The sequence below is a fragment of the Actinomycetospora sp. genome (assembly GCF_055612215.1).
Genome location: NZ_JBVPVA010000100.1, coordinates 1 through 19,290, shown reverse-complemented (window position 1 = coordinate 19,290; position 19,290 = coordinate 1). Strand labels below are relative to the sequence as shown.

General features: G+C 75.4%; 20 protein-coding genes. 16 read left to right on the top strand and 4 right to left on the bottom strand.

The window, feature by feature from the left end; translation table 11 throughout:
- Positions 1-9: 9 nt before the first annotated feature.
- From AC0CYZ_RS02450 to AC0CYZ_RS02435, 4 genes are read left to right on the top strand one after another with little or no spacing between them, the layout of a single operon-like run.
- Positions 10-831 carry a class II aldolase/adducin family protein gene (locus AC0CYZ_RS02450; protein ID WP_472212010.1) on the top strand — a complete coding sequence of 274 codons (822 nt, stop codon included), beginning with the start codon at positions 10-12 and terminating at the stop codon, positions 829-831.
- 9 nt (positions 832-840) lie between these two features.
- Positions 841-1,674 (top strand): amidohydrolase family protein, encoded by an 834-nt coding sequence (locus tag AC0CYZ_RS02445; RefSeq protein ID WP_472212008.1) that lies wholly within the window; start codon positions 841-843, stop codon positions 1,672-1,674.
- 50 nt (positions 1,675-1,724) lie between these two features.
- Entirely contained in the window at positions 1,725-3,101 is a 1,377-nt protein-coding gene (locus AC0CYZ_RS02440) for an NAD-dependent succinate-semialdehyde dehydrogenase (protein WP_472212006.1), read from the top strand.
- A 4-nt stretch (positions 3,102-3,105) separates the two neighbouring features.
- Complete coding sequence (locus AC0CYZ_RS02435; RefSeq protein WP_472212004.1) at positions 3,106-3,525, top strand: VOC family protein; 420 nt, start codon at positions 3,106-3,108, stop codon at positions 3,523-3,525.
- On the opposite strand, the gene AC0CYZ_RS02430 is transcribed toward AC0CYZ_RS02435, so the two are convergent.
- On the bottom strand, positions 3,522-4,397 hold the full coding sequence (locus tag AC0CYZ_RS02430) for an LLM class F420-dependent oxidoreductase (RefSeq protein ID WP_472212002.1): 876 nt from the start codon (positions 4,395-4,397) through the stop codon (positions 3,522-3,524). The genes AC0CYZ_RS02435 and AC0CYZ_RS02430 overlap by 4 nt on opposite strands.
- A gap of 77 nt (positions 4,398-4,474) precedes the next feature.
- Positions 4,475-5,359 carry a PaaX family transcriptional regulator gene (locus tag AC0CYZ_RS02425; protein WP_472212000.1) on the bottom strand — a complete coding sequence of 295 codons (885 nt, stop codon included), beginning with the start codon at positions 5,357-5,359 and terminating at the stop codon, positions 4,475-4,477.
- A 17-nt stretch (positions 5,360-5,376) separates the two neighbouring features.
- Here AC0CYZ_RS02425 and AC0CYZ_RS02420 point away from each other — a divergent pair, with 17 nt between their 5' ends.
- The 8 genes from AC0CYZ_RS02420 to AC0CYZ_RS02385 all read left to right on the top strand — a co-directional run bounded on the left by AC0CYZ_RS02420 (position 5,377) and on the right by AC0CYZ_RS02385 (position 13,040).
- Positions 5,377-6,651, top strand: coding sequence for an adenosylmethionine--8-amino-7-oxononanoate transaminase (locus AC0CYZ_RS02420; RefSeq protein WP_472211998.1), 1,275 nt, complete (start codon positions 5,377-5,379; stop codon positions 6,649-6,651).
- Positions 6,652-6,695: 44 nt separating this feature from the next.
- Positions 6,696-7,874: an 8-amino-7-oxononanoate synthase gene (locus tag AC0CYZ_RS02415; RefSeq protein WP_472211996.1), complete on the top strand. Its 1,179-nt coding sequence runs from the start codon at positions 6,696-6,698 to the stop codon at positions 7,872-7,874.
- Between the two features lie 77 nt (positions 7,875-7,951).
- Entirely contained in the window at positions 7,952-8,155 is a 204-nt protein-coding gene (locus tag AC0CYZ_RS02410; RefSeq protein ID WP_472211994.1) for a hypothetical protein, read from the top strand.
- Positions 8,156-8,240: 85 nt separating this feature from the next.
- Positions 8,241-10,391, top strand: coding sequence for an HNH endonuclease signature motif containing protein (locus AC0CYZ_RS02405; protein WP_472211992.1), 2,151 nt, complete (start codon positions 8,241-8,243; stop codon positions 10,389-10,391).
- Between the two features lie 26 nt (positions 10,392-10,417).
- Positions 10,418-11,122 (top strand): dethiobiotin synthase, encoded by a 705-nt coding sequence (gene bioD, locus AC0CYZ_RS02400; protein WP_472211990.1) that lies wholly within the window; start codon positions 10,418-10,420, stop codon positions 11,120-11,122.
- 56 nt (positions 11,123-11,178) lie between these two features.
- Positions 11,179-12,219: a biotin synthase BioB gene (bioB, locus tag AC0CYZ_RS02395; RefSeq protein ID WP_472211988.1), complete on the top strand. Its 1,041-nt coding sequence runs from the start codon at positions 11,179-11,181 to the stop codon at positions 12,217-12,219.
- Positions 12,220-12,417 carry a biotin synthase auxiliary protein BsaP gene (gene bsaP / locus AC0CYZ_RS02390; RefSeq protein WP_472211986.1) on the top strand — a complete coding sequence of 66 codons (198 nt, stop codon included), beginning with the start codon at positions 12,220-12,222 and terminating at the stop codon, positions 12,415-12,417.
- A 2-nt stretch (positions 12,418-12,419) separates the two neighbouring features.
- Positions 12,420-13,040 carry a DUF2567 domain-containing protein gene (locus AC0CYZ_RS02385; RefSeq protein WP_472211985.1) on the top strand — a complete coding sequence of 207 codons (621 nt, stop codon included), beginning with the start codon at positions 12,420-12,422 and terminating at the stop codon, positions 13,038-13,040.
- Positions 13,041-13,044: 4 nt separating this feature from the next.
- On the opposite strand, the gene AC0CYZ_RS02380 is transcribed toward AC0CYZ_RS02385, so the two are convergent.
- Together AC0CYZ_RS02380 and AC0CYZ_RS02375 are read right to left on the bottom strand one after the other, a co-directional pair.
- A complete protein-coding gene (locus AC0CYZ_RS02380) occupies positions 13,045-13,791 on the bottom strand; it encodes an LON peptidase substrate-binding domain-containing protein (protein WP_472211983.1) in 747 nt (248 codons plus the stop codon).
- Positions 13,792-13,850: 59 nt separating this feature from the next.
- Positions 13,851-14,546, bottom strand: coding sequence for an NUDIX hydrolase (locus AC0CYZ_RS02375; RefSeq protein ID WP_472211981.1), 696 nt, complete (start codon positions 14,544-14,546; stop codon positions 13,851-13,853).
- Positions 14,547-14,770: 224 nt separating this feature from the next.
- On the opposite strand from AC0CYZ_RS02375, the gene nadA reads away from it, so the two are divergent.
- From nadA to AC0CYZ_RS02355, 4 genes are all read left to right on the top strand, one after another.
- Positions 14,771-15,817: a quinolinate synthase NadA gene (nadA, locus tag AC0CYZ_RS02370; protein ID WP_472211979.1), complete on the top strand. Its 1,047-nt coding sequence runs from the start codon at positions 14,771-14,773 to the stop codon at positions 15,815-15,817.
- Positions 15,814-17,403, top strand: a complete 1,590-nt coding sequence (gene nadB / locus AC0CYZ_RS02365) for an L-aspartate oxidase (RefSeq protein ID WP_472211977.1) — start codon at positions 15,814-15,816, stop codon at positions 17,401-17,403. Before nadA ends, nadB begins: the two co-directional genes overlap by 4 nt.
- A complete protein-coding gene (gene nadC, locus AC0CYZ_RS02360; RefSeq protein WP_472211975.1) occupies positions 17,400-18,275 on the top strand; it encodes a carboxylating nicotinate-nucleotide diphosphorylase in 876 nt (291 codons plus the stop codon). Before nadB ends, nadC begins: the two co-directional genes overlap by 4 nt.
- Positions 18,272-19,290: NAD(P)/FAD-dependent oxidoreductase (locus AC0CYZ_RS02355; RefSeq protein WP_472211973.1), on the top strand; the 1,019-nt coding region annotated here is incomplete at its 3' end. The genes nadC and AC0CYZ_RS02355, both read left to right, overlap by 4 nt.

Genomic DNA, 19,290 nt, shown 5'->3' with positions numbered 1-19,290 from the left:
GTCGAGGTCATGGCCGCACCCACGCAGGAGTCCCAGCTCGAGACGACCTCCGGCTTCCGGCCCTCCCAGGAGGGCATCGTGATGCCGCAGCCACCGACGTTCGCGACGAGCGCCGAGGAGCGGCTGCACCGCAAGCAGCAGCTCGCCGGGGCGTTCCGCATCTTCGGCAAGTTCGGCTTCGGCGAGGGGATCGCCGGCCACATCACCGTGCGGGACCCCGAGGACCCGCACATGTTCTGGGTCAACCCGTTCGGGATGAGCTTCCGCCACATCCGGGTCTCCGACCTCATCGCCGTGAGCCACGACGGCGAGGTGGTGTACGGGAACAGGCCGGTGAACCAGGCCGGGTTCGTCATCCACTCCGCGGTCCACCACGCCCACCCCGAGGTGGTCGCCGCCGCGCACGCGCACTCGGTGTACGGCAAGGCGTGGAGCTCGCTCGGCCGCCCGCTCGACCCGATCACCCAGGACGCCTGCACGCTCTACGAGAAGCACGGCGTGGTGACCGAGGGGCGCGGCGCCGTCGTGCTGGACCCGGAGGTCGGCCGCGCGCTCGCGACGGGGCTGACCGGCCGGAAGATGGTCTTCCACCAGAACCACGGCATCTTCTCGGTCGGGGACACCGTCGCCGAGGCCGCGTGGTGGTTCGTCAACACCGAGCGCAACTGCCAGGCCCAGCTGCTCGCCGAGGCCGCGGGCACCCCGACGCTGATCGACCACGAGAACGCGAAGTTCACCGCGGAGCAGACCGGGACGCCCTACATGGGCTGGTTCTCCTTCCAGCCGCTCTGGGACGAGATCGTGCGCACGGACCCGGACCTGTTCGACTAGCGTCGCCGCGTGATCGTCGACGCCCACGTCCACGTCGCCCACCTCGCCCGGCTCAAGGTGTCGTGGGACCAGTGGATGGGGGTGGCCGGCGACTCGGCGCGTTGGGCGGCGAACTACGACGCCGACGGCGCGCCGATCCCCGCGGAGATCAGCCGCTACTTCGCCGACGAGGGCGTCGACCGGGTCCTGATGTTCTGCGAGTACAGCCCGAAGGCGACGGGCTGGCAGACCGTCGAGGACCTGCTCCCGGTCGTCGAGCACGATCCGCAGCGCTTCCGGATCGTCGCCAACGTCAACCCGCACGTCCACCACCCGGTGGCGCGCGAGCTCGACCGCCAGCTCGACCACGGCGCCGTCGCACTCAAGATCCACCCGGTGCACGCCGGGATCGCCCCGAACGACCGCGAGCTCTACCCCGCGTACGCGCGGTGCGTCGAGCGGGGCATCCCGGTGATCGTCCACACCGGCCCGTCGTTCTTCCCGGGCGCGACCTCGAAGCACGGCGACCCGGTGCTCGTCGACGACGTGCTGCGTGACTTCCCCGACCTGACCGTGGTCCTCGCCCACGGGGGTCGGGGCTGGAGCTACGACGCCGCCGCCTCGCTGGCGCTCACCCGCGAGAACGTCTGGCTCGACCTCGCCGGGTTGCCCCCGAAGCGCCTGCCGACCTACTACGCGAGCTTCGGCCTCGACCGCATCGCGGCGAAGGCGATCTTCGGCACCGACTCGCCGGCCGCGAGCCCCGCCCGCAACATCGCCGCGATCCGCGACCTGGGGCTCTCGGAGGCGCTCACCGACGCCGTCCTCGGCGGGAACGCCGCGAAGGTCTTCCCCCGGCTGTGATCGCCGTGAGAGCTGTGTGCAGGCGGGCGCCGAGGGGGTAGACCAGAGGCATGGCCATCGCGACGACGAACCCCGCCACGGGGGAGACGGTCCGGGAGTTCGACTCCCTCACCTCCCAGCAGCTCGAGGACAGGATCCAGCGGTCGTGGGAGGCGTTCCAGAGCTACCGCGACACCAGCCTGGAGGAGCGCGCAGGCTGGATGCGAGCCGCCGCCGACATCCTCGACGCCGAGGTCGACCACCTGGCCGAGCTCGCCACGCTCGAGATGGGCAAGACGCTGGCCGCGGCGAAGGCCGAGGTCGCCAAGTGCGCGCTGGGCTGCCGCTGGTACGCCGACCACGCCCCGGAGCACCTCGCCGACCATCCGTGGGACCCGGCGGACGCGCCGGAGAACGCCCGGGTCTTCACCCGCTACCAGCCGCTGGGCCCCGTCCTGGCGGTCATGCCGTGGAACTTCCCGTACTGGCAGGTCTTCCGCTTCCTCTGCCCGGCGCTGATGGCCGGCAACGTCGGCCTGCTCAAGCACGCCTCGAACGTGCCGCAGGTCGCGCTCGCCATCGAGGACGTGCTCGTGCGCGCCGGCTTCCCGCAGGACGTGTTCCAGACCCTGCTCATCGGCTCGTCGATGATCGAGGCCATGATCGACGACGACCGCGTGCGTGCGGTCACCCTGACCGGCAGCGAGCCCGCCGGGCGTGAGGTCGGCGGCCTCGCCGGGAAGAACGTCAAGACCAGCGTGCTCGAGCTCGGCGGCAGCGACCCGTTCATCGTCATGCCCTCGGCGGACCTGGACGCCACGGCCGACGCGGCCGTCGCCTCCCGCACCCTGAACAACGGCCAGTCGTGCATCAACGCCAAGCGGATCATCGTCCACGAGCAGGTCGCCGACGAGTTCGCGCGGCTCCTCGTGGAGAAGATGGAGGCGCTCAAGGTCGGCGACCCGATGGCGGAGGACACCGACCTCGGCCCGATGTCGGGTCCGCAGGGCCTCGAGGAGCTCGACAAGCAGGTGCAGGACTCCGTCGCCGCCGGCGCCAAGCTCCTCACCGGAGGCAAGCCGCTGGGCGGACCGGGCAACTTCTACCCGCCGTCGGTCCTCGCCGACATCCCGAAGAGCGCCCCGGCGTACTACGAGGAGCTCTTCGGCCCGGTGGCGCTGTTCTTCCGCGCGAAGGACATCGACGAGGCCATCGCCATCGCGAACGACTCGAGCTTCGGCCTGGGCGGCAGCGCCTGGACCCAGGACGCGGCCGAGGCGGAGCGGTTCGCCAACGAGGTCGAGAGCGGGATGATCTACATCAACAAGGTCACGGCCTCGACGCCGGAGGTCCCGTTCGGCGGGGCGAAGAACTCGGGCTACGGCCGCGAGCTCGCGAGCTTCGGCACCCACTCGTTCGTCAACGCCAAGACGGTGTGGATCCAGTAGCCCCGTGACCACCCCGACCTTCACGCAGGCTGCCCATGTCGCGCTCGTGGTGCGCGACATGGCGGCCAGCGTGGCGTTCTACGAGCAGGTGATGGGCTTCGAGCGGGCCAGCGAGCGCCGCGAGGGCCCGCCCGAGGCGCGGCACCCGCGGCAGTTGATCCGCCACCCGGACTCCGGCCTCGTCCTGGGCATCCACGAGCCCTACGAGCGCTCGAACGACCGGTTCGACCCGCAGCGCACCGGCCTCGACCACCTCGCGGTGACCGTGGCCGACCGCCCGGCCCTCGAGGAGTGGATCGCGCACCTCGACCGGCACGGCGTCGCGCACTCGCCGGTGCGCGACGCCGGGTACGCCGAGTTCGTGTCGTTCGAGGACCCGGACGGGATCGCCTGGGAGGTCTGGCTCCCGACGACGGGCGGCTAGCCCAGGTCGGCCAGCTGCGCCACCGCCGGGGCCATCCCGTCGATCCACGCGGCGGGGGAGCCGGTGGTCGGCGTGACCATCACCTGGTGGACGCCGAGCTTGGCGTAGTCGGCCATGGCGGCGACGAAGTCGTCGGCGTCGCCCGGCTCCGGCCGCGGGTTGTTCGCCGTGATCGTCAGGCGGATCTCGCCGAAGTCGCGCCCGACGTCGTCGCAGTGGCGGCGCAGCACGTCGAGCTTGTGCGCGACGTCGTCGACCGAGGACGCGAACAGGTTGCAGGCGTCGCCGTACTGCGCGACGAGCCGCAGCGTCTTGCGCTCCCCGCCGCCGCCGATGAGGACCCGGGGCCGGTGGAGCGGCTGCGGCGAGTTCAGCGTCTCGGCCAGCTGGTAGTGCTTGCCCTCGTACGGGCCGTCGTTCTGCGGGTCCCACATCTGCCCGACGATCTGCAGCGCCTCCTCCAGGCGCTCGAACCGCTCGGCCAGCGGCGGGAACGGCACGCCGAGCCCCCGGTGCTCGCGCTCGTACCAGGCGGCACCGATGCCGAGGACGGCGCGGCCGCCGGAGAGGACGTCGAGCGTCGTCACGATCTTGGCGAGCAGGCCCGGGTGGCGGTAGGTCACGCCCGTGACCAGCAGCGCCAGGTCGATCGTCGACGTATGGGCGGCCAGGAAGCCCAGGGTCGTGTAGCCCTCGAGCATGGGGGACTCGGCGGGCAGGCCGGTCGGCTCGATCTGGAAGAAATGGTCCATGAACGACAACCAGCTCGCGCCGGAGGCCTCGGCGGCCGCCCCCACCCGGGCGAGCTCGGGAGCGATGGCCGACGGGCCGCCGTCGATGGCGAAGATCGGGACGTGGAAGCCGAGCTCCATGGGGTCTCCCTCGGACGGGACGTGGTGACGCCCGCGATCGTCGCCCTTCGAGTGCGCTCGAAGGCAAGTCGAGGCGCTCAGGCGCCGAATGCGCGCCGCGCCGCGGGTGCCCACTGCTCGTGGCGTCCGTGGAAGACCTCGGCCGCGCGGGTCCCGACCCATCCGGCCGGCAGCAGCTCGGCGGGCAGCTGCGGGTCGAGGAACGGGAATCGACGCCAGGCGTCGACGAGCCGGACCTGCGCGGCGAGGACGGCGGTGGGGTCGTCGGGGTCGGGCTCGAGGCCGGCGAAGCGCGCGACGAAGTCCGCGTAGCGGGCCTCCAGGTCGCGCAGGTCCCAGGCCTGCGCGACGAGCTCGGCGTCGGAGAGCCCGCCGTGCGTCCCCCCGACGACGACGAGCGCGGTCTCGTCGAGCCCGACGTCGTCCAGCGCCCGGTGGGCCTCGGGGAGGCGCCCGGCGTCCGGACACACCCACACCCCCGGCGCCGGCGAGCCGAGACCCGCCCACGCGAGCTGCGTGCGCAGCTGGTGGCGCAGCGCCCGCTGGGCCTCGGGCACGCTGACGACGAGCAGCAGCCAGCGCCCGTCCCAGGGCTCCCGCGGCGTCCCGTGCGCGTAGATCCGTTCCGCGCCCTCGGAGAGCAGCCGCCGGCCGGACGCGGTCAGCGACCAGCGCACCCGCCGTCCGGCCCGTTCGGAGACGACGACGTCGTCGGCGGCGGTGCGGGCCAGCGCCTGGCGCGCGGACTTCTCCTCGACGCCGACGGCGCCGAGCGCGTCGAGCAGCGTCTGGGTCCAGACCGGCTCGCCGGCCGGGAGGACGAACTCCCCGAGCACGGTCAGCAGCAGCGAGCGGGCGCTCGTCGCCGCGACCTCACGGCGCCGGCTGAAGGCGTCCTCGGCCGACGCGGAGGGCACGGGACGGGGCGGGACCGACCCGTGCGTCGCGCCCCCCGCCACCATGGCCGACGATCGTAGGCGTGTCCTCCCCGGCCGACCTCCTCGCCCGCGACCGCGAGCACGTCTGGCACCCCTACGGGCCGATGCCGGGACGCACCGCCCCGCTGGTGGTCCGCTCCGCGCGGGGCGTGCGGCTGACCCTCGACGACGGCCGCGAGCTGGTCGACGGGATGAGCTCCTGGTGGGCGGCGATCCACGGCTACCGCCACCCGGCCCTCGACGCGGCCCTGCGCGCGGCCACCGACGAGATGAGCCACGTGATGTTCGGGGGGCTCACGCACGACCCGGCGGTGGCGCTCGCGACCCGCCTCGTCGAGATCACTCCCGAGCCGCTGCGCCACGTGTTCCTCGCCGACTCCGGCTCGGTGTCCGTCGAGGTCGCGGTGAAGATGTGCCTGCAGTACCAGCGGGCGCGGGGCCGGCCGGAGCGCACCCGGATGATGACGTGGCGCGGCGGCTACCACGGCGACACGTTCGCGGCGATGAGCGTCTGCGACCCCGACGGCGGGATGCACGCGCTGTGGACGGGCTTCCTGCCCGAGCAGGTGTTCGCCGACGTGCCGCCCCCGACGGACGACGGGGCGTACGACGAGCACCTGGCGCAGGTCGCCGAGGCCCACTCCGGCGAGCTGGCGGGGATCATCGTCGAGCCCGTCGTGCAGGGTGCCGGAGGCATGCGCTTCCACGACCCGCGGCACCTGCACGCGCTGCGGGAGATCGCCGACCGCCACGACCTCGTCCTCGTGTTCGACGAGATCGCGACCGGCTTCGGGCGCACCGGCGAGCTCTTCGCCGCCGACCACGCGGGCGTGGCGCCCGACGTGATGTGCGTCGGCAAGGCCCTGACCGGCGGCTACCTCACGCTGGCCGCGGCGCTGTGCACACCCGCCGTCGCGGCGGCCGTCAGCGACGAGCGCGGTGGCGGCGGGCTCATGCACGGCCCGACGTTCATGGGGAACCCCCTCGCGTCCCGGGTCGCACTCGCCAGCATCGACGAGCTGCTGCGCCGCGACTGGCGCGCGGAGGTCGCGGGCATCTCCGAGGTCCTGCGCGCCGGGCTCGCCCCGGCGCGGGAGGCGCCCGGCGTCCGGGACGTGCGGGTGCTCGGCGCGATCGGGGTCGTCCAGCTCGACCACCCCGTGGACGTCCCGGCGGCGCAGGCCGCGGCCGAGCGGGCGGGGGTGTGGCTGCGCCCCTTCCGCGACCTCGTCTACACGATGCCGCCGTTCGTCACCCCGCCCGACGACGTGGCCCGCATCGCCCGCGGGGTGGTGGCGGCGGCGACCGCGGGCTGACCGCGGCGCGGGCTCGTCCCCGGGCCCGTGCTTAGGGTGTCGGCGTGAGCGACCCCCTGGCGTGGCTGGAGGAGACGGCGCGGACCCGCCGGGCGGCGGGGCTGCGCCGGACGGTGACCCCGCGCGAGGTCGTCGAGCCGCTCGTCGACCTCGCCTCGAACGACTACCTCGGCCTCGCGCGCGACCCCCGCGTCGTCGAGGGCGCGGTCGCGGCGGCGCGGACGTGGGGTGCGGGGTCGACGGGCTCCCGACTGGTGACCGGGTCGACGCGGCTGCACGCGGATCTCGAGGACGCGCTGGCCGCCTTCTGTGGCGCGGAGGCCGCCCTGGTCTTCTCGTCGGGCTACACGGCCAACCTCGGGGCGGTGACGGCGCTGTCGGGCCGGGGCGCGCTCGTCGTCTCCGACGTCGCGGCGCACGCCTCGCTGGTGGACGCGGCCCGGCTGTCGCGGGCCCGTGTCGTGGTGGCCCGGTGCTCGGTCCCCGCCGACGTCGACGCGGTCCTCGCGGCGGCTCCGGAGTCCCGCCGGGTGGTGGTCACCGACGGCGTCGACTCCGTGGACGGGGGTCTGGCGCCGCTCCGGGAGTTGGCTGCGGTCTGCCGGGCCCGGGGCGCGGTGCTGCTCGTCGACGACGCGCACGGTCTCGGCGTGCGGGGGCCGGCGTCGGCGCCCGGCTCGGGGCTGGTGGCCGAGGCTGGACTGGCCGGGGAGCGGGGCGTCGTCGTGACCGCGACGCTGTCGAAGTCCCTGGGCTCCCAGGGTGGGGTGGTGCTGGGCGACGCCGACGTCGTGGCGCACCTGGTCGACGCCGCGCGCGCGTTCATCTTCGACACCGGGCTGGCCCCGGCCGCGGTCGGTGGAGCGCTGGCGGCGCTCGGCGTGCTGCGCGACGAGCCCGAGCGGGTCGCGGCGCTGCACCGGGCGGCCGCGTCGGTGGCGGCGTCGGCACGGGCGGCGGCCCCGTGGGCGGGGGTCACGGAGCCCACGGCCGCGATGGTCCCCGTGGTGCTCGGCGAGCCCGAGCTGGCGACGGCGGCCCGCGACGCCTGTGCCGCGGCCGGTCTGCGGGCCGGCTGCTTCCGGCCGCCGTCGGTCCCGGAGGGCACGTCGCGGCTGCGGCTCACGGCGCGGGCCGATCTGGGCGCGGACGACCTCGCCCTGGTGGACCGGGTGCTCTCCGAGGTCCTCCCGGTCGTGCGGGGGAGCGCGCTGGCGGGGTGATCCCCCGTGCCCTCGGGCGGCGTCGTGGTGGCATCCTGGACCTTGCTTCACGGAATCGATCCCGAATGGAGGACGGCGTGACCGTCACGGACAGCCGATCGGCGTTCCGGCTCTGGCACTGCGGCCGCTGCCGACGCCCGCTGGCCGAGGCTCCGGACTACCTGCGGTGCCTCTGCTGCGGCGCGGTCCACGACGTGGACGGCACGCCGCGTCCCGACGTCGAGGCCGCCGAGCGTCCGGCGCCCGACCCCACCGCGGTCCGCGTGCGCGACTGGCTCTGAGCCGCCGGAAGTTCACTCGGTCGGCCCAGTCGTGGGTGCCTGATCCCGACCGTGACTGTCGGGGTGTCGAACTAGTGTTCGATCCATGGCGGTGGTGGTGGACGAAGCGGCCCTCGAGGGGCCCGACGTGCTGCCCGCGGGAGCCGAGCTCGCCGCCGCCCTGGACGCCCTCGACCCCGCCGGCACGACCGGGCAGGACGCCGCGGCGTGGATGCGCGCCGCCTTCCGGCAGCGGAACCGCCAGGACTGGCTGCTGCTGGTCACCCTGCGCGAGGCCTGCTCGGCGCGCGCCGGGACCACCGAGCGCGTCGAGCTCGACGAGTTCGCCCCGAAGATCGCCGCGGCGTCGCTGGGCTGGACCACCGGGATGGCCACGGCCCGCCTCGACGTGGCGGTCGGGGTGCTCGAGCGGATGCCCGCCCTCGGGGAACGAATGCGCGCCGGGACGCTGGAACTGGCCAAGGCCACCCAGTTCGTCACCGGCCTGCAGGGGCTCACCGACGCCCAGGCCCGAGCGGTGGTCGCCGCGCTGCTCGACGACGCCCCCGACCTCGGGCTGGGCGAGCTGCGCGACCGGATCCTCGACGCCGGCTACGCGGTCGACCGGGTCTGGGGCGCCAACCGGCTCGCCGCCGCCACAGCTCGGGCGCGGGTCACCGCCGAGACCGCGCCGTCCGGTGCAGTGAACCTCTGCGGACGGGATCTCCCGCCCGAGTTGGCCCAGGACGCCAAGGCGCGGCTGCGGACCCTCGCGCTCGCGGCGCGGGCCCGGCTGCGCGCCGCCGGACGCAAGGTCGGGCTCGGGTTCGTCGAGGCGCGGGTGTTCGTGCGGCTCATGGACGGCACCCAGGCCGGACTCCCCGACGCCGAGATCATCGCCGCGGTCACCACCGAACTCAGCCAGCTCCCCGCTACCGACGACCCCGACGACGAGGGCGGAGGCCCCGGTGACGGCGGTCCCCGCGACGACGGACCCGACGACGACGGACCCGACGACGACGGCCCGGGCGACGCCGATCCCGACGACACAGGCCCGAACGACGACGGACCGGGCGACGGCGGACCAGGCGACGACGATCCCGACGACACAGGCCCGAACGACGACGGCCCGAGCGACCACGCTCCCGAGGAGAACAACCCTGCCGGCGACGACGCCGGTGGCCCGGACCAGGGGCCCGACGCCGGTGGCCCCGACGACCGCGGACCGGGCGACGACGGCCAGGGTGGGGACGGCCCGGAGGACGACGGCTCCGATGATGGTGACCCCGACGACCACGGCTGGTGCCCTGGTGACGCGTCGGTCGTGTTCGCGCCCGGGACCGCGGTCCGGCTGACCCTGTCCACCCTGCTCGGCCTCGACGACCAGCCCGGCGCCCTCCCCGGCCTCGGCGCCGTTCCCGCCGGGACCGCCCGCACCGCCGCCCTCGCCCACGGCAGCGCCACCTGGCACGTCCTCGTCCACGACGAGCGGGGCCACCTGGAACACCTCCTGGTGCTGCGCGCCCCACCCCACGCGGTCCGCGATCCCCGCCACCGCCGCCGGACCGTGGAGCTCACAGCCACGGCGGAGCTGATCCACGCCCTCGACCCGGAGGCGACCGCGCACGAGGCCGACCCGCTCGGCCGGGCCCGGGCTACAGCGCTCGACGGGGCCACCACCGCGTGGCTGCGGCGCCTCCGCGAGGCACTGGTGCGCTCGGAGGAGGCCGACCCCGAGGACCACCCCGCCACCACCACCCGCGAGCGCGACCGCCGCTTCCCCGGCGCCGCGCTCGCCCGCTGGGTCGCCGCCCGGGACCAGACCTGCATCGCGCTGGGCTGCACCCGCCGCGCCGAGGTCTGCGACATCGACCACACGCTCGACTGGATCCGCGGCGGGCGCACCGAAGCCGACGACCTCGACCTTCTCTGCCGCCACGACCACCGCGCCAAGCACCAGGCCGGCTGGACCTACACCCAGCCCACACCCGGACGGTTCCTGATCACCGACCCCACCGGCACCCGCCACCGCGTCGAGAGCCGGGTGACCCATCCCCGGCCCGCCCCCGTCGAGCCCGGCCACGGCATCAGCCCAGACCCCGGCGAGCCCCGACCACGCCCGGACTGGGCGCCCAACCGCACCCGCGACGGCCGCATCACCGAGGAGGCCCGCGCCACCGCCGAGCGCCTCACCCGACGCGCCCGCGCACAGGAAGGAGCACGCCCCAGCCGCTACGACAGCGACCCCGACTTCTGACGGGCGGCCCGATTACGCTCGCGGCCGTGCGGACCATGATCGTCTCGGGCACCGGGACCGACGTCGGCAAGACGGTGGTCACTGCCGCCGTGGCCGCCCTGGCCGCCGAGGCCGGGGACCGCGTCGTCGTCCTCAAGCCGGCCCAGACCGGGATCGGGCCGGGGGAGCCCGGGGACCTGGCCGAGGTGACCCGGCTCGCGGGCCCGCACGTCGCCACCCGCGAGCTGGCCCGCTACCCCGAGCCGCTCGCCCCGGCGACCGCCGCACGCCGCAGCGGACTGCCACCGCTCCGGGTCGCCGACATCACCACCGCGGTCGCGGAGATCGAGGCGGCCGGCGCCGACCTCCTGGTCGTCGAGGGAGCCGGCGGCCTGCTCGTCCGGTTGAACGACGACGGCGAGACCCTCGCCGACGTCGCCGCCGCGCTCGGGGCCCCCGTCCTCGTCGTCGCCTCTGCGGGCCTCGGGGTGCTCAACACGGCCGCGCTCACCGCCGAGGCGCTCGCTGGCCGCGGGCTCACCCACCTCGGCCAGGTCGTCGGCGCCTACCCCGAGGAGCCCGACCTGGCCGAGCGCACCAACCTCGCCGACCTTCCGGCCGTCACCGGTGCGCCCCTGCTCGGCGTCCTGCCCGGGGGCCTCGGCGACGCCGACCCGCGGCGCTTCCTGACGACGGCCCGGTGTGGCCTGCATCCCGTCCTGGGCGGGCAGTGGGTCCCGCCCCTCCCGTGACCGGCGACCGTGGGGCAGACTCGCCGACGATCAGCCCCGACGACGAGGAGCGACGCGTGACGGCGAGCACCGGCACCGCCAGTCAGACCGGCCAGGGCGCCGACGGGGACATCCTCGCCGTCGCCCGCGAGCAGGTCCTGGAGCGCGGCGAGGGCCTGACCGAGGCGCAGGTCCTCGAGGTGCTGCGGTTGCCGGGGGAGCGGCTGACCGAGGCGCTCGCGCTGGCCCACGAGGTGCGGATGCGCTGGTGCGGGCCCGACGTCGAGGTCGAGGGCATCGTCAGCCTCAAGACCGGCGGCTGCCCCGAGGACTGCCACTTCTGCTCCCAGTCGGGCCTGTTCGACTCCCCGGTCCGCGCGGCGTGGCTGGACAAGGACCGCCTGGTCGAGGCCGCCAAGCAGACCGCGAAGACCGGGGCGACGGAGTTCTGCATCGTCGCCGCCGTGCGCGGGCCCGACGAGAAGCTCATGGAGCAGATCCGGGCCGGGGTCGCGGCGATCCGCGCCGAGGTCGACATCAACGTCGCCTGCTCGCTGGGGATGCTCACCCAGGACCAGGTCGACCAGCTCGCCGCGATGGGCGTGCACCGCTACAACCACAACCTCGAGACCGCGCGCAGCCACTTCCCGGAGGTCGTCACCACCCACACCTGGGAGGAGCGCTGGGAGACGCTGCGGATGGTTCGCGACGCGGGCATGGAGGTCTGCTGCGGCGGGATCGTCGGGATGGGCGAGACGCTCGAGCAGCGCGCCGAGTTCGCGGTGCAACTCGCCGAGTTGGAGCCCGACGAGGTCCCGATGAATTTCCTCATCCCGAACCCGGGCACCCCGTTCGCGCACCTCGACGTGCCGCAGGGCCCGGACGCGCTCATGACGATCGCCGCGTTCCGGCTCGCGATGCCGAAGACCGTGCTGCGCTTCGCCGGCGGCCGCGAGCTCACCCTCGGTGACCTCGGCGCGGAGCAGGGGATGCTCGGCGGGGTCAACGCGATCATCGTCGGGAACTACCTCACCAACCTGGGGCGACCGGCCGAGCAGGACCTCGAGATGCTCGAGACCCTCAAGATGCCGATCAAGGCCCTCAACGACACCCTGTAGATGTTCTGCTCCTTCTGCGGCGGTGAGGCCGCCTCCGGCGATCACGACCGGTGCCGCGCGCGCCTGGCGCTGATCGACCCGCCGCGCTACTGCTCGGAGTGCGCCCGGCGGATGGTCGTCCAGGTCGACCCGATGGGCTGGACCGCGCGCTGCAGCCGCCATGGCGAGACCACGAGCGCGAGCCGGGCCCAGCGGTGAGCGTGAGCGCCGAACAGTTCCCCGCCGACGAGTTCGTCGCCGAGCCCCCGACCGGGCTGCTCACCCGCCGCGAGATCCTCGGCGACGTCCGTCCCGTCCTGCGGATCGTGCTCGCCGTCCTCGCCGGCGGCCTGCTGGTCGGGGTGCTGTGGGCCCTCGTCGCGCCGGGGCAGACGACGGTCACGACGGCGACGGGGGCCAGCGCCGGACTGGCCGCCGAGTCCGACCACGTCTTCGACGCGACCGCCGTGTTCTTCCTGCTCGCGACCGCGTACGGCGTCGTCGTCGGCGCGCTCGCCTGGCGTACGCGGGTCCGGCGCGGCCCGGTGATGCTGCTCGGGATCGCGGCCGCCACGACGGCGGGCGCCTGGCTCGCGGCCCGCGTCGGCAGCTGGCTCGCGGGCCCGCTCACCGACCGCAACCCGGTCGGGGTCCTGCTCGACCGCGCCGAGGCCTCCTCGACCGGCACGCCCGGCCCGCCGATCCCGGCGACGCTCGCGACCGTGCCCGCCGAGATCGGGTCGTTCTGGACGGTGCTGGGCGCGGGCGTCGGCGCGGTGCTGGTCTACCTGCTGTGCGCGATCGCGCTGGGCGTCGACGACCTCGCCCGCCCCGAGGACTGACCCCTCAGTTGTCGCTGCTGGGCACCGCGAACTTCGCCGTCGGCGCCCACACCGCGTGGAGCCGCCCGAGCAGCTCGGCCTCGCGGGACATCGAGTGCGAGACGAGCTCCAGCCGCTTCTTCGGGCAGGTCTGCTCGAGGATCTCCTGGCGGTCGCCGAGGGGGAGCAGGCAGTCGGCCGCGAGCAGGTGGGCGAGGACCGCCGCGTCGACCGGCCCGTCCTCGGCGCTGCTCACCGGAGGAGCCTCGCCCTCCGGGGCGGGTTCGGCGTCGGCGTCGGCGGGCTCGCCGGTCTCGGCGTCGAGCCGGCGTCGGTAGGTGCGGGCCGTGGTGCAGTAGCGACGGTGCGCGGCGCGGGCCGCGCGTTCGAGCGGCTCCAGCGCCTCGGGGTCGTCGCCCTCGAGGTCGGGGAGCCACTCGACGTTGGCGACGAGGTAGGGCGCGGTGGAGTCGTCGACGTCGAGCAACCGGAAGCGGCGGTCACCGACGGTGAGGATGTCGAAGCGGCCGTCGGGGAGCCGCCGGACCTCGCGCAGCGCCGCGGTGCACCCGATCTCGTGGAGCCCCGCGCGCCCGTCGTCGGGACCCCATCCCTCACGGACCGCGACGACCCCGAACTGCTTGCCGGGGACCGCGCCGGTGACCAGGTCGATGGTCAGCTGCCGGTAACGGGGCTCGAACACGTGCAGTGGGAGCGGTGCCCCGGGCAACAGCACCGTGCCCAACGGGAAGAGGGGCAGCGTGTCGACCACGGGCGTCACGCTACGGTCTGCGGCCCACGATCGCCGGATGGACGAGCCGGGAGGACACCTCAGACCGCCCCGGCCCCTGACGGCGGGCGCAGCGCGGCGAACGGGTCGGTCACCCGCAGTGAGTGCTCGGAGAACCGGAAGAGCGCCGCCGGCCGCCCGCCCGCGGGACCGGGCGCGGCCGTGCTGCCGGTGGGGACGAGGACGCCGCGGCGGGTGAGCACCCGCTGGAGGTTGGTCGCGGAGACGTGGTGCCCGAGCGCGGCGGCGTAGAGGCGGCGGAGCTCGGAGATCGAGAAGACGTCGGGGGCCAGCGCGAACCCGATGTTGGTGTAGGAGAGCTTCGCGCGCAGCCGGTCGAGGCCGACGCGGGTGATCTCGCCGTGGTCGAAGGCCGTCCTCGGGAGGGCGTCGACCCGGTGCCAGGCGGTGTCGTCGGGGATCGCCGGATCGGCGTCGGAGGGGACGAGCCCGAGGAAGGCGGTCGCGACCCGGCGCGGCGCGGGTCCGCGGTGCGGGTCGGAGAACACCGCGAGCTGCTCGACGTGGGCGACCTCGGCGAGGTCGACCTTCTCGGCGAGGTGGCGGCGCACGGAGGCCTCGACGTCCTCGCCCGCCCCGAGCCGGCCGCCCGGGAGCGCCCACCGACCGGCGTGCGGTTCGCGGGCGCGCTGCCAGAGCAGCACCGACGGCACGGGTCCGGTGATGCGCAGGACGACGGCCAGCACGTCGTGCGCGATCAGGCCCTCGGCCTCCACCCGGCCACCTCCACCCACGGCACGGTAGCGGTGCGTGCCCGGTCGGTGACGCCGACGCGGCCGCGCGTGTGCTCGGTCATACCCGGTGGCCCGGAGGCTGGCACCACGCGTGGTCGCGGCGTACTGTCGCGCACGTTTTCGACCAAAAGGCGAAAACCTCGAACCCGCCGCACCGGGGTCCGCGTTCCCACCGCGAGCGCGCCGACCCCGGGGGAGGACACCGCATGACCGTCACCGTGGACGTGCAGGCGCACCAGCCGCCGACCGACCTCGTCGAGCCCCGGTCCCTGGCCGGCGCCCCGGACGACGTCGTCGAGCAGTGGGCGGCCGAGGTCCGGCGACTCGCCCGGGAGCGCGACGCGGTCGTGCTCGCGCACAACTACCAGCGCCCCGAGATCCAGGACGTCGCCGACCACACCGGCGACTCGCTGGCCCTCTCCCGCATCGCGGCCGCCAGCGACGCGAGCACGATCGTCTTCTGCGGCGTCCACTTCATGGCCGAGACCGCGAAGATCCTCGCGCCGGAGAAGACGGTGCTCATCCCCGACGCGCGCGCCGGGTGCTCGCTCGCCGACTCGATCAGCGCCGACGAGCTCCGGGCCTGGACGGCCGAGCACCCCGGCGCGGTCGTCGTCAGCTACGTCAACACGACGGCGGCGGTGAAGGCCGAGACCGACGTGTGCTGCACGTCGTCGAACGCCGTCGAGGTCGTCGCGTCGGTGCCCGAGGACCGCGAGGTGCTCTTCCTGCCCGACCAGTTCCTCGGCGCCCACGTCCGGCGCGAGACCGGCCGGGAGAACCTGCACGTCTGGGCCGGGGAGTGCCACGTGCACGCCGGGATCAACGGCGCCGAGCTCACCGCCCGCGCGCAGGCCGACCCCGACGCCGACCTCTACGTCCACCCCGAGTGCGGCTGCGCCACCAGCGCGCTCTACCTGGCGGGGGCGGGCGCGGTGCCGCGCGAGCAGGTCCACATCCTCTCCACCGGCGGCATGCTCGACGCCGCGAAGAACACCACGAAGGCCTCCGTGCTCGTGGCCACCGAGGTCGGCATGCTCCACCAGCTGCGCCGCGCCAACCCGATGGTCGACTTCCGTGCGGTCAACGACCGGGCCGCCTGCGGCTACATGAAGACGATCACGCCGGGTGCGCTCACGCGGGCGCTGCGCGAGGGTCGGGACGAGGTCCACGTGGACCCCGCGACGGCCGAGAAGGCGCGCGCGTCGGTCCGGCGGATGATCGAGATCGGTCGGCCCGGGGGCGGGGAGTGAGCGCCTGGGGCGCGGCCGCGGACCTCGTCGTCGTGGGCTCCGGCGTCGCCGGGCTCTCCGCGGCTGCCGAGGCGTCGCGGGCGGGCCTGCGGGTCGTCGTCGTCACCAAGGACGCCCCCGACGAGGGGTCGACGCGGTGGGCGCAGGGCGGCATCGCGGTCGTGCTCGGCGACGTCGCGGGCGACAGCGTCGACGCCCACGTGGCCGACACGTTGGCCGCGGGCGGCGGCCTGGTCGACGACGCCGCGACCCGCGAGATCCTCGCCGGGGGGCCCGACGCCGTCGCCGAGCTGCGGTCGCGGGGCGCGGTGTTCGACTCTGCCGGGACCCGCCTGGCCCGCACCCGCGAGGGCGGCCACGGCACCACCCGCGTCATCCACGCAGGCGGCGACGCCACCGGCGCCGAGGTCGAGCGCGCCCTGCTCGCGGCGCTGCCCGGCGAGGTGACGGTGCTCGCCGGGCACACCGCGGTCGCGGTGCGCCGGCACCCGGACGGCCGGATGACCGGCCTCGACGTCGTGGGCGGGACGAGCGGAGCGACGGGCGTCGTCACCGCCCCGGCCGTCCTCCTCGCCACGGGCGGGGTCGGCGGGCTCTACGAGACGACGACGAACCCCGCGGTCGCCACCGCCGACGGCTGGGCGCTGGCCCTGCGGGCCGGGGCGACGCTGGCCGACGTCGAGTTCGTCCAGTTCCACCCCACCGCCCTGCGGGTGCCCGGGCTGCGCGGCCGCGCGCCGCTGGTCACCGAGGCCCTGCGCGGCGAGGGGGCGCGCCTGGTCGACCTGACGGGCCGCCCGGTGATGGCCGGCGTGGACCCCCGCGGGGACCTCGCGCCCCGCGACGTCGTCGCCGGCGCCATCACGGCCGTGCTCGCCGGCACCGGCGCCGACCACGTGCTGCTCGACGCGACCGGCGTGCCCGACGTCCGCCGCCGGTTCCCGACGGTGACCGCGTCCTGCGACGCGATGGGCGTCGACGTCGCCCGCGACCCCATCCCGGTCCGGCCGGCGGCGCACTACGCGTGCGGTGGCGTCGTCACCGACACCCGCGGCCGCACCGGCGTCCCCGGGCTCTGGGCCGCCGGCGAGGTGGCCCGCACCGGGCTGCACGGCGCCAACCGACTCGCGTCGAACAGCCTGCTCGAGGGCCTCGTCGTGGGTCGCCGGGCGGGGGCGGACGTGGCCCGCGCCCTCGCCGGACCCCGCCCGGTGATCCGCCCGGGGGAGCCGGAGCGGCTCGTCGCGGGGGCCGCCGACCGCACCGTGCTGCAGGCGGCGATGAGCCGCGGTGCCGCGATCGGGCGGGACGCGGCGGGGCTCGCGGCGGTCTCCGATGCGGTGGAGTCGGTCACCGTCGAGCGTCCCCTCACCGACCGGGCCGCCGTCGAGGACGCCGCGCTCACCCTGGCCGCGGGGGCCCTGCTCGCGGCCGCCGGGTCGCGCACCGAGTCGCGCGGCTGCCACGTCCGCCGCGACCACCCCCGGCGCGACGACCGGTGGCAGGGCGCGTCGGCGGCGGTCACCCTCGTCGACGGCCGGCTCTGCCTGACCCCGATGGACCTGGCTCTCGGAGGTGCCGCATGACCGCCATCGCCCTGCCCGTGGGGCTCGACGCCGCGGAGGTCGACCGCGTAGTCGACCTCGCCCTCGACGAGGACCTGCGCGACGGCCCCGACCGGACGACGGCGGCGTGCGTCCCGCCCGGATCGGTCGCGGTCGGGGAGTTCCGCACCCGTCCGGCCGGCACGCTGGCCGGCGTGGGCGTGGCGGTGCGGGTGCTCGAGCGCGTGTGCGGCGAGGACCTCGAGATCCTCGACGCCCGCGCCGACGGCGACCGGCTGCACGCCGGCGACGTCGCGCTCGCCGTCCGGGCCCCGCTCGCGACGCTGCTCACCGCCGAGCGCACCGCCCTGAACCTGCTGTGCCAGCTCTCCGGGGTCGCGACGGCCACGAGTGCGTGGGTGGACGCGGTGGCGGGCACGCGGGCCCGCATCCGCGACAGCCGCAAGACCGTCCCGGGCCTGCGGGCGCTGCAGAAGTACGCGGTGCGCTGCGGCGGCGGGGTGAACCACCGGATGTCGCTGGGCGACGCGCTGCTGATCAAGGACAACCACGTGCACGCGGCCGGGTCGGTGACGGCGGCGGTGTGCGCGGCCCGGGCGGCGGCGCCCGACCTGCCCTGCGAGCTCGAGGTCGACTCGTTCGCCCAGCTGGACGAGGCCCTCGGGCTCGGCCTGGAACTGGTGCTGCTGGACAACTTCCCGGCCGACGAGTGCGCCGAGGCGGTGCGGCGCCGGGACGGCCGGGCCCCGGGGACGGGTCTCGAGGCGTCCGGCGGGCTGACGATCGACACCGCGGCCGCGTACGGCGCCAGCGGGGTGGACTTCCTCTCCGTCGGCGGGCTCACCCACTCCTCGCCGGCCCTGGACCTGGGCCTGGACCTCCGGTCCATGTGAACGGATTCCGTCGCCAGGGCGACCAGAATCGTTCACATGACTGCGTCGTCATCGGCGGCGGCATCGCCGGGACGTCGGTCGCGGCCGAGCTCGCCGCGGCCGGCGTCGGGCGCCCGCTGCTGCTCGAGGCCGAGCCGGAGCTCGCCCGGCACACCACCGGGCGATCGGCCGCGAGTTACATCCCCGGCCACGGACCGGCGCCCACCCGCACGCTGATCGCAGCGTCGCGGGACCGGTTCGCGACGCTCGCCGGCGAGGCGGGCCACGGGTTCCTGCGCCCACGGCCGGTCCTGCACGTCGCCGCCACCGCCGAGGAGGAACGGCTCCTGCGCGAGGAGGTCCTCCCGCTCGGCCCGGTCACCGAGCTGGCCCCCGACGAGGCCGTGCGCCGCTGGCCCGCCCTCCGGCCCGACGCCGTGCGGGCCGCGGCGGTCGTCGAGGACGCCATGGACGCCGACCCGATCGGCCTGCACCAGCACTACCGGCGACGGTTCCGGGCCCTCGGCGGCGAGATCCGCACCGGGGCCCCCGTCGTCGGCCTCGAGCGCCGCGGCACCGGCTGGCGGGTCACCACGGGCGGGGGCGACACGCTCGACACCGACCTGGTCGTCGTCGCGGCCGGCGCCTGGACCGACCGGCTCCTCGTCCTCGCCGGGGCCGCCCCGGTCGGCCTGACCGCCTACCGGCGCACGATCGCGATCGCGCGCGTCCCGCCCGGCGCCCCGGTGCGGCCCGACGACCCGTTCGCCGTCTCCGCGGGTGACCACTGGTACGCCAAGCCCGAGGGGCAGCACCTGCTGGTCTCGCCGTCGGAGGAGACCCCGCAGGAGCCCGGTGACGCCCGCCCCGACGAGCTCGACGTCGCCCTCGCCCTGGAGCGGGTGAACGCGGTGACCACGCTCGGCCTCCGCTCGGTGGTCACCACCTGGGCGGGCCAGCGCACGTTCGCCCCGGACCGCGCCCTCGTCGTCGGCGACCGCCCCGAGCACCCCGGCCTGCACGTGTTCGCGGGCCA

Bases quoted from the DNA above. Each gene is read 5' to 3' on its own strand.
- AC0CYZ_RS02450 (WP_472212010.1), top strand. From the start codon at position 10: ATGGCCGCACCCACGCAGGAGTCCCAGCTCGAGACGACCTCCGGCTTC.
- AC0CYZ_RS02440 (WP_472212006.1), top strand. From the start codon at position 1,725: ATGGCCATCGCGACGACGAACCCCGCCACGGGGGAGACGGTCCGGGAG.
- AC0CYZ_RS02430 (WP_472212002.1), bottom strand. From the start codon at position 4,397: ATGGAGCTCGGCTTCCACGTCCCGATCTTCGCCATCGACGGCGGCCCG.
- AC0CYZ_RS02425 (WP_472212000.1), bottom strand. From the start codon at position 5,359: ATGGTGGCGGGGGGCGCGACGCACGGGTCGGTCCCGCCCCGTCCCGTG.
- AC0CYZ_RS02405 (WP_472211992.1), top strand. From the start codon at position 8,241: ATGGCGGTGGTGGTGGACGAAGCGGCCCTCGAGGGGCCCGACGTGCTG.
- bsaP (WP_472211986.1), top strand. From the start codon at position 12,220: ATGTTCTGCTCCTTCTGCGGCGGTGAGGCCGCCTCCGGCGATCACGAC.
- nadA (WP_472211979.1), top strand. From the start codon at position 14,771: ATGACCGTCACCGTGGACGTGCAGGCGCACCAGCCGCCGACCGACCTC.
- nadC (WP_472211975.1), top strand. From the start codon at position 17,400: ATGACCGCCATCGCCCTGCCCGTGGGGCTCGACGCCGCGGAGGTCGAC.